Below are 9,756 nucleotides of genomic sequence, written 5' to 3'. Positions count from 1 at the left end.
TCTTTATCGCAAGCGCACCTCTTTGATTACGACAGACGGCGTTTTTCCTCGCGCGCGGTAATAATCGCGTGGGACGTCGACGACGATGGTTTCAAACAATTCGTTGACAAAACTTTTCTTCTCATAGTCATTCGCTGTCTCCCATAACGCCGGAATATTTTGTGCTATGTTAAGAACAGACTCTAAATCGATCGAAACCGATTTTTTATTTAGTTGTTCAAGTTGTTCTCTTATGAACATTTCTCGCTTTGCGTCTTCGGCCGTCATCTCTCTATAGTCTTCCGGTGAGATGACGCCATTTCCTAACGCAAGTAGCCAGTTCTTTTTCCGTTTTTTGATCACGGACAGTTCTTTTTCAAGCTCTGCGATTAGCGCAGTATGATCTTCGTTTTCTGTTTTAATTTCTGCGTTTTGGATTAATTTTATAAATTCTTCCGGGTCTTTAGGTGACAACATTTCAAGGAACACCTTGGTTAGTGCCTGTTCTGTGAACATCGGGAGATTGCATGTACCCTTATTCTTTTTAGTGATGCAAATATAATGTTTTGTCCCGCGTTCTTTCTTGTAGTACCCGGACAGTGCCGATCCGCAACGTGCACAACGCAAAACGCCGCTAAAGGGGTATGGAGACGTGGCCCTTTTTCCTTCTTGGGATCGTTGCTTGCGTAGCTGTTGTACTTTCTCAAAAGTTTCTACATCGATAATAGCTGGATGAGGGCCGTAAGAAACGATTTCATGCATTTTTGAATTTTTCCCCCAACGAAGTTTTCCGCAATAAACCGGATTTTCAAGCATTCGTGACACTGTGCGAATATCTTTGTCTACACCGAGCTGTTGCAAGTATAGAACGATTTGGCGAATCCCTTTTCCGCTAATATACATTCGGAATATTTCGCGAACCAATCGCGCTTCCTCCTCATTGATCACCAGCTGTCCATCTTTAATATCATATCCAAAAGGGGCGCGCCCTCCATTCCGCTCGCCGGACATGGCTTTTTTAGCCATATTAATCACAACGCGTTCAGAAATCGTTTCCCGCTCCCACTGAGCCAATGCGGCGACAAGGGTTATCAAAAATCTTCCTACTGCGGTTGTGGTATCAAAAGGCTCTGTCACGGAGCGAATGCTGATGTTATGTTTATCAAAAAGTTTGAGGAGCTTATCCAAGTCACCGACAGACCGCACAAGCCGATCTAATTTGTAAAACACCACGACATTAAATTTTCTTTCTTCTGCATCTCGAATCAATTGTTGCATAGCTGGACGATCCAAATCTTTTGCGCTGTATCCGTCATCAATGTAAAGATGATAAACTTCCCATCCTTGCGACTTAACGAAGTGAATAATAGAATCTTTTTGTGATTCGATGCTATATCCTTCCCTTGCTTGTTCATCTGTACTGACGCGGACGTAAAGAGCCGCTTTCATTACTTCCCCACTCCTTCACATTTCACAAAAAATGGGCGAGCCGTCGCCCGCCCTCTAAATTCCTAGCGCTAGAAATTTAGGACCACTTTCTTGAGTTTGCCTATAATCCTGACGTTTTTCATATCGTTTTTATGCAGGATGATAGGCTTGTACGCCGGGTTTTCGCTTTGTAGAATAATAGTGTCCCCCGATTTATACACCCGTTTTAGCACCGCATCGTCGTCGATCAATACGGCGGCGATGTCTCCGTTTTCTACATCATCCTGGCGGCGGATGAGGAGTAGATCACCATCCATGATTCGTGCGCCGATCATACTATCCCCTTTTGCCTCAAGGAAGAAATATTCCCCACCATTCAACCAACTCTTAGGCACTTCTTCGTACCCCTTTATTTCCTCGTAAGCAATGACGCCGTCCCCACAACTGATCGCACCGACAATCGGCAATTTACAGAATTCTATTCCCTTATTTATATAAGTGGGTGGCGGTTCTTTAACCTGATTTTCATTAAAATCTTCAAAAAAGTAACTGATCGGAACATCGAACATCTCGGACATGATCGCGATCTTATCCATTAAAGGACGGTTTTCGTTCCGTTCCCAGGCAGAAACTGCGGTGGGAGCGACATTCAATTTCTTCGCCAAATCTGCTTGGGTCATGCGATGCTTCTTTCGCAATTCTTTTATCTTTTTGCCCAACTTCATTTTTATCACCTCCCTTCCTGGTAACATTATAAATTTATTCTGTAATTTTGTACAGACATTCTCCAATTGAATAATGTATAGACGTAAAAAAATACATAATTTCTGAAAAAAACTATTGCAACTCCAGAAAATCTGTAGTAAAGTAATAGACGAGGAGGTGATAAATAAAATGAAATACACAATCGCTCAAGCCAGAGCATTATCCGGGTTGTCTCAAAGGGAGATGGCAAAAAGGCTCGGGATTTCCGAGAAGACGTATATTGATTACGAGAAATACAGAAAGGTTTTTCGTATGGATATGGCATACAAGTTCTCAAAAATCACCGGAATTGAAATGGATGAGATAATTTTTTTTGATAAAGATGTACAGAAAATCTGTAGTTAGAGATGTGGCGTAAAGGACAATCCGTTCCGCATACACTGTAACAAAAAAATGGGGGCGATCTAATGGCAAAAACGATCGAAGTGCCAAGCGAGAAGCTCGCTCGTGCAGTCATTAAACATTTAATTCCGGGTCTCATCCGTCACCTTTCAGAACAGAGGAAGGAGGTGAACACAAGTGCAAAAGAACCAACTCCCCAGCGCGTATGACTTCGCCAAACTTGAAGAAGCGATCGCTTTCTATACGCGAACTGTTGCGGAAGTGGCAAAATCCCGTGACTACAGCCTGCACGACGAAATCATGCGGTTCAAGCGGGAACTGCATGAGCGCATCGACCGGGAATATGATCCGGCTGCCCTGTGAGGGGCATTCCTTTTACGGTGAAAATGGACAAGCGGGGTGAAATAGTGAACAGACAAAAGAATGGATACAGAAATCTGTTGGTGCTAGGACGAAATCTAAAGGCTGGCGCCAAATACGAACCGGAAGAGATTATAGCGGCAATCAGTTTGATCGAAGAGCAATTGTTGTGGACGCCTGTGGAAGACTTCTTCCGTCTATTTCCGCCGATTAAGCGATACACCGATGACGGGACGTGGGATTATAAAAGCACTTTGAAAATGATTGAGGAAGATTTAGGCGAGCGCTTCGGCAAGGAGGATTTTCTGAACCTGCTTATGATGGGGTGTTATGAGAACCCGTTTGTTCACAGAGTTGGGATAGCGTTCATGAAGGCCACGTCGGAGTTGTACCGCAAGAAAACGGGAAAGTCGCTTTTAGAAGAAGCGATGAAACATCTTTTCCTTCGGTGAATGGAGGGGTTTTATTGAGCAACGAACTAGCCTTATCCAATGATTTGACTGTCATTACAGCCGAGATCAACAGCTACAAAAACATGGCCGGACAAGCTATCTTCGAGATCGGACGCCGGTTGAAGCATGTTAAAGAAAACGATTTGACGCATGGGCAGTGGGGAAAATGGCTAGAGGAACACGTTAATTTTTCACAAGAACAAGCTAGACGATTTATGCGTGCATATGAACAGTTTGGAAATTCCACGACGTCGTGGAAAATTGAGAGCGGCAAAATTTTCGAAATGCTATCTCTTCCTGAATCAATTGATCGCCAGGAATTCATTAAACAAAAACACACGATTCCGAGCACGGGTGAACAGAAAACGATCGATGAAATGACCATTCGCGAACTTAGAGAAGTCAAAAAGGCATTAAAACAAGCGGAGGAAGAAAAGCGCCGCCTCGCCTACCAACTTGAACAAGAGCGCAACAAACCGCCTCAAGTTGTAGAAAAAGTCGTGGAAAAGGTTGTTGATCGCACCGATTACGGCAAAATCGAGCAGCTTGAACGAGACATCGAGCGGCTCAAACAAGAACGGGAAGAGCTGGAGAAAAAGGCGGCAAAAAGCGCTGAATACGAAAGTCAGTTGCGCGAACTCAAACGAGAGTTGAATGAAAAAACCGATGAACTTCTCGCGTTGACACAAGAACAATTGCGCATGAAAGACCGACGGATGATTTATGAAAATGTGTCCTATTTTTCCCGTGATGTTGGGAAATGGGTGAACAAGTTGAGGTTAGACATTCACCGTTGGGGAGAAGTCGAGGGAGACGCTGAAGTTAGCCGGACGATTCGAGCTTGTGTTGAGGTGTTGGAGGAAGCGATCAAAGACCTGCACAACCTGCTTCATATCAAAAAACAATCGAACGGAGGGACAATTGATGCAGAATATTACGTTATTGAATCCCGTTGATTATGTACAACGCCAAGTGCTGAAAAGTGTTGAGGAAGAAATCAGTTTAGCGGTTGAAGTGTATCTCGCCCAGCAATGCTCGTGCATTTACTATGCCGATTTGATGAACAACATTCCGAAGGGGTTTGCTTCTAAAGATAGTCTCATTGCTTGGTTGAATGATAAGCCGTCAAAAAACGGGGTTCGCGAGGGCATTATCACTCGCTATAAAAAGGAGCGTCCCGATCATTTTGAAAACGGTATGTGGAAGCCGGTCAATTTCCCTGCTTTTATCAAATTCGCTTATGAGAAATTGACGGACAAGCAATTCGTCAAGTCGCGTTCGTTAGCTGAGATGTACAAGCTGTCATTCAATGACCGGGATTGGCTGGCAAAAGCGGCGGCGGTGATGGGCATTAAACTGCTTGAGGAACTGTATGAACAAAAACGACTTCGCAGCGTGATTGCCCAAACCATTCTGAAAATCAATTTCTTGACGCGCCGATTGATTGAACGAAACGCCAGTGTATACGGACGAAACCTCAAAAACTTCGGGATTACGGACATTGATAATGCGGAGATTCGAAAAAACATCACAGAGTATTATAGAGAAATCGCCGCGTTAGCAACACAAGAACATAGCCAGCACCATGAGCTTGCGTTGTTAAGAAAATACAAGCCCGATATTGAAAAGGCGCTGGCTTTGATTCCTTCACATATTCAGATCGCCATGATCGAAGGGGAGGTGACATCGTAATGACATTCCGCCTACACAACCGGCAGGACGCCCTCAACGTCCTGCCAGGCGATATGAAACTAGCAGCTACACTGTTGGATTGTTGCGACTACGCCACTTTCCGCGCCCGCACGGCGATGTATTCAAACGACCTCGCGGAAGCGGAACGCTGGGTGAAAGAGTTCCTCCGTTGCAAACGCGACTTGGACAAGCTCATTGAGCGGAAGAAAGATCATGACAAGCTCGTCCGACTTGTTGAGGAAATGCAACGGAACGGCGTTGACGTCTCCATTGTAGCACGGATGGGTGAGTGAGACAACCGGAACTTGTTGGCAGGCCTAGCGCCTGTCGGTGGGCGCGGGAGTTTCCTTTTACCAGCCAAGTTGTCCTGTCCTCCTGCGTCAATTGACCGGCGTTAGAAAGGGGGTGAGGGGAATGAAAAAGAAGCCACCGAAAAACCGGCGGCCGAAGAAAAGGTGCGTGAATTGCGATAGCTCCCAAGCTACTCTACAGCTCAATGATCATGATTGGATTTGTGAAGATTGCGCCCAATACATGAGTGATGCAGGACACGAGCTGTCACTACATTAGATGTTATTCCAAATATACATGAACTGAGCTGCTTCTGAGTGTAAGGCAATTAGTTTATCTTGGTTAATTGTATCGTCTGTAAAAAGTTTGCTTTTGTGAATGTTCAAGACAGAACGGTTAATGTGACGATCATGATCTTCTTCATATATGGATGTGTTTAAAAGTGTAAGTGCTGTACCGATATTTCTGCGATTAACTTTTTCTCTTTCGCCTTTAAAGTAAAGTTTTATGAGGTGCGGTTCGCCGTCGATTATTAAACCTAACTCAGGCGAAGAACGAACCACTAATTCGTTACTAACCCAAGTTGCTTTTCCTGGATTAAACCAAGAAATTCTTTTGCCATTTAAAAATTTACGATACTGTCTGATCGCAAAAGTATAGTTTTCTTTTTTTCTAACATCGACACTTTTAATGAATGTTTCAAAATAATCGAAGCTTAATCCTTGTTCATGGAATGTGATTATAGCCTCTCTAAGTTGTTTCCAATAATCAAACGATGGATGGTAGGCATCTTGATACTTGATTCTGCGAACCATGTTTATTTTAGCTGAACTGCTTTTAATGGTGAAATCGATAAACTGTGTTAGTCCTACACTTGGTCTAGTAGCAGTAGTCATTGCACTCACCTCCCTTCCCAGATCACTATTCGACACGAAGGGAGGAAAATCCTACAAGGGAGGGAGACGAAGTGAGAAACAAAGTCTGGTGGTCAATGCAAGACCTAAAGGAGCGCACCGGCTACAGCGAGGATTGGCTCAAGGAACACATTCTGCTTCATCCTCGCTACAAGCCGATGCTCGACATTGAAAACGGTGGTTTCGTGTACTACCCAGAGAAAAAGGGAGAACGCTGGTGCTTCATCGCATCGAAGATGGAGGAATTTCTTCAAAAGCATTTTCGAGACATCTTTTTGAAAAAGGGGGATACTCATGCAAATCAAAAACATCTCGCTAGATAAATTGCCTAGCGGCGTCAGAGAAGTAGCTGATCGGGCGATGGCGGAATGGAAAGTCAGAAATGTTTTTCGAGTCACTGAATTGGATTTTGGTGACGGGCGCGTGTACTACGAGATCGGCGCGATTAGCGCTAGCTTCATACTAGAGCTGAGCGTCAGCGAGCTGGGAGTTGAACACGTCAACCGCATCGGAGTGGATACGGTTCGCGACGCGGTCAAAGCGCATCCAGAACGCTTCGGTCTCGAGTGAAGGAGGTGAAATGATGAACGTTCTTCCTGGCGACATAGAGCACGGCGCCAGCCTGCTTGAACACTGCAAATTCTACGTATCGAGAGCCTATATGGAGCTACAGCAAGGCGATGTAGACGCTGCCGATCGCTGGGTCGAAGAATACCAACGCTGTCGTCGTGAGTTGGACGAGCTCATCAAACGGAAAGAGGAGCACGACAAACTGCTTCAGGTCGTTGAGATGATGAAAGAACGCGGTGTTGATATTGCAATCATTATCGGAAAGGGGAATGAGTGATGTATACACCTAACTATTTCAATCCATCTTGGGATGAATATATGAATCTCTTGTGCTGGGAAGCCCGTTTGGCGCAAGAAATCGAGCTTCATATCCGACGCCGAAATTGGAATGAAGTGTCCGTGCTGAAACGGGAAAAACAAAAAGTTGCAATCCGCCGCAAATGCCTCAAAGCGGCGTTGCAACACAAAAGAAAAACCAGCCCAATCACAATATAGCACATTTCCATTTCCCAACACAAGGACAGGCCTGGTGCCTGTCGCCAGGCGTGGGAGCGCGATCCCCCCCTCTCCCCGCGTTCTTGCGCCTGCCGATGCGCGCCAGGAAAGGAGGTGAACCTGCATGATCGAGAACCCGATCATCTCTGACCGCCACCCGATTCAGCAAGAGGAACCGCACGTTGTGGGATACTGCGAGGGGTGCGGCGGTGAGATCGTCGAGGGAGATGACGTCATTGAGTTTGTCGACGGGCTGATGATCCACCAAGACGCGTGGTGCGCCTATGACTATTGCGCCAAGTTCGGCCGGTCGATGCGGGTATGAAAAACGCCTCGCTGGAGGGAGCGAGGCACTTAGCAAGAGGTGATCCTCTGTGAAAACTTACTTACATAGTACAGGATCGCCTCGAAAAAATCAAATGGAGGTGTGAAACTTGGATGCTGTTATTTTGGCAAATACAAGCGAAATGAGCCATGAAGAATGGTTGCAAGCTCGCACTTGTGGATTGGGAGGCAGTGATGCTTCTGTGGTGCTGGGTCTGAATCGATACAAAACACCATTTGAGTTGTGGCTCGAAAAAACTGGACAAGTCACTCCACAATCTTCAACAAGTGAAGCAGCCTATTTCGGGACGCTTTTGGAGGACTTAGTGGCAAAAGAATTCGAAAAGCGATCCGGTAAGAAGGTGCGGAAACGGAACGCGATGTTTCAACATCCAGAGCATGAATTCATCTTGGCGAATATTGATCGATTCATCGTGGGTGAAAAGGCCATTTTGGAATGCAAAACTGCCTCAGCGTTCCTAGCCAAGGAGTGGGAAGGCGATGACATCCCGGAGGCCTATATCGTTCAAATGCAGCATTATCTTGGCGTTCTGGGGCCGGAATACAAAAAAGGCTATTTTGCGGTCCTCATCGGCGGTCAAAAGTTCATCTGGAAGGAAATCGAGCGAGACGACGAATTGATCGAGATGATCTTCCAGGCGGAGATTGACTTTTGGAACAATCACGTTCTCAAGAAAAATCCGCCGATGTTCGACGGTTCGGATGCTTCGAGTGATTTACTAAAAACTTTATATCCGACAGCGAAGTTCGATGAAGAGATTGAACTTCCACCGCATGCTAACGAGTTGATTGCGAAATATGAACAAGCCAAGCAAGAGGAAGCCGAAGCTGCCGAGCGTCGCAAGGAAGCTGAAAATCAGCTCAAGGCTATGCTCGGTGATTATGAAAGAGCATTTGCCGGTGACCGTATCGTCACGTGGAAAAACGTTCACAGCAGTCGAGTTGATATGAAGTTACTCAAAGAGAAGTATCCGGAAATATACCAAGAGGTCGTCAAAGAAACGGTATCACGGCGATTCTCCATCAAGTAGGTGAATGATATGGCCAAATGCAAAGGTTGTGGCAAGAAAATCGAGTGGATTAAAACGCCCGCCGGCAAAGCCATGCCGGTTGATATTGAAATCATTACCGTAGTGACTGCAAAGGGCGAGGTTGTCAAAGGGCATATGCCTCACTGGGCAACTTGCCCTGCGGCGCAGCAATTCAAAAAGAAATAGGGAGGTCATAAGGTATGGCAACAAATCAATCTTTAAAAAATCAGCTTGCAAATAAAGCGAACAAAACAGAGGCGGCAGCGCCTACTCCAGCCCAAACGATTGCAGCATATCTCAAAAAGATGGGACCAGAGATCGAAAAAGCTCTTCCAAAGCACATGGATGCCGATCGCATGGCACGAATTGCTCTTACAACTATCCGGACGAATCCAAAATTGCTTGAATGTTCTGTTCCATCGCTTCTTGGCGCGGTGATGCAAGCAGCACAGCTTGGATTAGAGCCAGGACTCATCGGACATTGCTATTTAGTACCATTCAAGAACGGAAAAACGGGTCAGACAGACGTTCAGTTCATTATTGGTTACAAAGGTATGATTGACCTAGCTAGACGAAGTGGAAATATCGAAAGCATCTACGCTCATGCAGTCTACGCAAATGACACGTTCGAATATGAGTACGGCTTACATCCGAAACTCGTGCATAAACCAGCGATGACAGACCGCGGCGATTTCATTGGCGCCTATGCGGTTGCACATTTTAAAGACGGCGGCTATCAGTTCGAATTCATGTCAAAAGAGGAGATCGAGAAACGTCGCAAGCGCTCTAGAGCTGCCAATAACGGCCCATGGGTCACGGACTATGAGGAAATGGCGAAAAAGACTGTCATCCGGCATATGTGGAAGTACCTGCCAATTTCGATTGAGATTCAGCAAGCTGTTGTTCAAGACGAGACAGTGAAGAAGGACATCACAGCTGATCCGGAACCGGTTGACTACATCGAAGCCGAGGCATACGAGGTGATCGATCCGCAGCCGCAGACAGAGGAACCGCAACAAGAGGAGATCGTCTTCGATGCTGAATAATCCGCCCACATATAAAGTCCTCCTCCCAAGATGGATTTGGGAGGAG

General features: G+C 45.7%; 17 protein-coding genes. 14 read left to right on the top strand and 3 right to left on the bottom strand.

Annotated elements, in window-relative coordinates; translation table 11 throughout:
- Window positions 1-3 precede the first annotated feature (3 nt).
- A complete protein-coding gene (locus NSS88_RS05480) occupies window positions 4-1,428 on the bottom strand; it encodes a recombinase family protein (protein WP_341083491.1) in 1,425 nt (474 codons plus the stop codon).
- A 68-nt stretch (window positions 1,429-1,496) separates the two neighbouring features.
- Window positions 1,497-2,132, bottom strand: coding sequence for a S24 family peptidase (locus tag NSS88_RS05475; RefSeq protein WP_172706254.1), 636 nt, complete (start codon window positions 2,130-2,132; stop codon window positions 1,497-1,499).
- A gap of 169 nt (window positions 2,133-2,301) precedes the next feature.
- Here NSS88_RS05475 and NSS88_RS05470 point away from each other — a divergent pair, with 169 nt between their 5' ends.
- From NSS88_RS05470 to NSS88_RS05445, 6 genes are all read left to right on the top strand, one after another.
- Window positions 2,302-2,517 (top strand): helix-turn-helix domain-containing protein, encoded by a 216-nt coding sequence (locus tag NSS88_RS05470; protein WP_172706255.1) that lies wholly within the window; start codon window positions 2,302-2,304, stop codon window positions 2,515-2,517.
- Window positions 2,518-2,691: 174 nt separating this feature from the next.
- Entirely contained in the window at window positions 2,692-2,877 is a 186-nt protein-coding gene (locus NSS88_RS05465) for a hypothetical protein (protein ID WP_341083486.1), read from the top strand.
- Window positions 2,878-2,894: 17 nt separating this feature from the next.
- Window positions 2,895-3,326 (top strand): hypothetical protein, encoded by a 432-nt coding sequence (locus NSS88_RS05460; protein WP_341083484.1) that lies wholly within the window; start codon window positions 2,895-2,897, stop codon window positions 3,324-3,326.
- Window positions 3,327-3,340: 14 nt separating this feature from the next.
- Complete coding sequence (locus NSS88_RS05455; RefSeq protein WP_341083482.1) at window positions 3,341-4,282, top strand: DUF3102 domain-containing protein; 942 nt, start codon at window positions 3,341-3,343, stop codon at window positions 4,280-4,282.
- Entirely contained in the window at window positions 4,251-5,018 is a 768-nt protein-coding gene (locus NSS88_RS05450) for a hypothetical protein (protein ID WP_068894736.1), read from the top strand. Before NSS88_RS05455 ends, NSS88_RS05450 begins: the two co-directional genes overlap by 32 nt.
- Complete coding sequence (locus NSS88_RS05445; RefSeq protein WP_341083477.1) at window positions 5,018-5,311, top strand: hypothetical protein; 294 nt, start codon at window positions 5,018-5,020, stop codon at window positions 5,309-5,311. Before NSS88_RS05450 ends, NSS88_RS05445 begins: the two co-directional genes overlap by 1 nt.
- 273 nt (window positions 5,312-5,584) lie before the next feature.
- On the opposite strand, the gene NSS88_RS05440 is transcribed toward NSS88_RS05445, so the two are convergent.
- Window positions 5,585-6,205: a hypothetical protein gene (locus NSS88_RS05440; protein ID WP_341083476.1), complete on the bottom strand. Its 621-nt coding sequence runs from the start codon at window positions 6,203-6,205 to the stop codon at window positions 5,585-5,587.
- Window positions 6,206-6,276: 71 nt separating this feature from the next.
- Between NSS88_RS05440 and NSS88_RS05435 the strand changes: the two genes are divergently transcribed.
- The 8 genes from NSS88_RS05435 (at window position 6,277) to recT (ending at window position 9,710) form a co-directional block, all read left to right on the top strand.
- Window positions 6,277-6,546 carry a DUF771 domain-containing protein gene (locus tag NSS88_RS05435; protein ID WP_341083474.1) on the top strand — a complete coding sequence of 90 codons (270 nt, stop codon included), beginning with the start codon at window positions 6,277-6,279 and terminating at the stop codon, window positions 6,544-6,546.
- The gene (locus tag NSS88_RS05430) at window positions 6,518-6,793 is read left to right on the top strand and encodes a hypothetical protein (protein ID WP_341083472.1); all 276 of its coding nucleotides are present in this window, start codon (window positions 6,518-6,520) and stop codon (window positions 6,791-6,793) included. Before NSS88_RS05435 ends, NSS88_RS05430 begins: the two co-directional genes overlap by 29 nt.
- A gap of 13 nt (window positions 6,794-6,806) precedes the next feature.
- Window positions 6,807-7,070: a hypothetical protein gene (locus NSS88_RS05425; RefSeq protein ID WP_341083471.1), complete on the top strand. Its 264-nt coding sequence runs from the start codon at window positions 6,807-6,809 to the stop codon at window positions 7,068-7,070.
- The gene (locus NSS88_RS05420) at window positions 7,070-7,288 is read left to right on the top strand and encodes a hypothetical protein (protein ID WP_341083469.1); all 219 of its coding nucleotides are present in this window, start codon (window positions 7,070-7,072) and stop codon (window positions 7,286-7,288) included. The genes NSS88_RS05425 and NSS88_RS05420 overlap by 1 nt, the downstream gene beginning before the upstream one ends.
- A 124-nt stretch (window positions 7,289-7,412) precedes the next feature.
- The gene (locus NSS88_RS05415) at window positions 7,413-7,613 is read left to right on the top strand and encodes a hypothetical protein (RefSeq protein ID WP_341083466.1); all 201 of its coding nucleotides are present in this window, start codon (window positions 7,413-7,415) and stop codon (window positions 7,611-7,613) included.
- A gap of 142 nt (window positions 7,614-7,755) precedes the next feature.
- On the top strand, window positions 7,756-8,664 hold the full coding sequence (locus tag NSS88_RS05410) for a YqaJ viral recombinase family nuclease (protein ID WP_445297975.1): 909 nt from the start codon (window positions 7,756-7,758) through the stop codon (window positions 8,662-8,664).
- A 9-nt stretch (window positions 8,665-8,673) separates the two neighbouring features.
- Window positions 8,674-8,850, top strand: coding sequence for a hypothetical protein (locus NSS88_RS05405; protein ID WP_341083462.1), 177 nt, complete (start codon window positions 8,674-8,676; stop codon window positions 8,848-8,850).
- Window positions 8,851-8,864: 14 nt separating this feature from the next.
- Complete coding sequence (gene recT / locus NSS88_RS05400) at window positions 8,865-9,710, top strand: recombination protein RecT (RefSeq protein WP_341083460.1); 846 nt, start codon at window positions 8,865-8,867, stop codon at window positions 9,708-9,710.
- Window positions 9,711-9,756: the final 46 nt, after the last annotated feature.

It is taken from the genome of Geobacillus sp. FSL W8-1251 (assembly GCF_038005945.1).
Taxonomy (GTDB): Bacteria; Bacillota; Bacilli; order Bacillales; family Anoxybacillaceae; genus Geobacillus; species Geobacillus stearothermophilus.
This window is presented reverse-complemented; position numbering and strand designations above follow the sequence as displayed.

What these genes read in the sequence shown, in the direction of transcription:
- NSS88_RS05480 (WP_341083491.1), bottom strand. Translation starts at nt 1,428, where the DNA reads ATGAAAGCGGCTCTTTACGTCCGCGTCAGTACAGATGAACAAGCAAGG.
- NSS88_RS05475 (WP_172706254.1), bottom strand. Translation starts at nt 2,132, where the DNA reads ATGAAGTTGGGCAAAAAGATAAAAGAATTGCGAAAGAAGCATCGCATG.
- NSS88_RS05470 (WP_172706255.1), top strand. Translation starts at nt 2,302, where the DNA reads ATGAAATACACAATCGCTCAAGCCAGAGCATTATCCGGGTTGTCTCAA.
- NSS88_RS05450 (WP_068894736.1), top strand. Translation starts at nt 4,251, where the DNA reads ATGCAGAATATTACGTTATTGAATCCCGTTGATTATGTACAACGCCAA.
- NSS88_RS05445 (WP_341083477.1), top strand. Translation starts at nt 5,018, where the DNA reads ATGACATTCCGCCTACACAACCGGCAGGACGCCCTCAACGTCCTGCCA.
- NSS88_RS05440 (WP_341083476.1), bottom strand. Translation starts at nt 6,205, where the DNA reads ATGACTACTGCTACTAGACCAAGTGTAGGACTAACACAGTTTATCGAT.
- NSS88_RS05430 (WP_341083472.1), top strand. Translation starts at nt 6,518, where the DNA reads ATGCAAATCAAAAACATCTCGCTAGATAAATTGCCTAGCGGCGTCAGA.
- NSS88_RS05425 (WP_341083471.1), top strand. Translation starts at nt 6,807, where the DNA reads ATGAACGTTCTTCCTGGCGACATAGAGCACGGCGCCAGCCTGCTTGAA.
- NSS88_RS05420 (WP_341083469.1), top strand. Translation starts at nt 7,070, where the DNA reads ATGTATACACCTAACTATTTCAATCCATCTTGGGATGAATATATGAAT.
- NSS88_RS05415 (WP_341083466.1), top strand. Translation starts at nt 7,413, where the DNA reads ATGATCGAGAACCCGATCATCTCTGACCGCCACCCGATTCAGCAAGAG.
- NSS88_RS05410 (WP_445297975.1), top strand. Translation starts at nt 7,756, where the DNA reads ATGAGCCATGAAGAATGGTTGCAAGCTCGCACTTGTGGATTGGGAGGC.
- NSS88_RS05405 (WP_341083462.1), top strand. Translation starts at nt 8,674, where the DNA reads ATGGCCAAATGCAAAGGTTGTGGCAAGAAAATCGAGTGGATTAAAACG.
- recT (WP_341083460.1), top strand. Translation starts at nt 8,865, where the DNA reads ATGGCAACAAATCAATCTTTAAAAAATCAGCTTGCAAATAAAGCGAAC.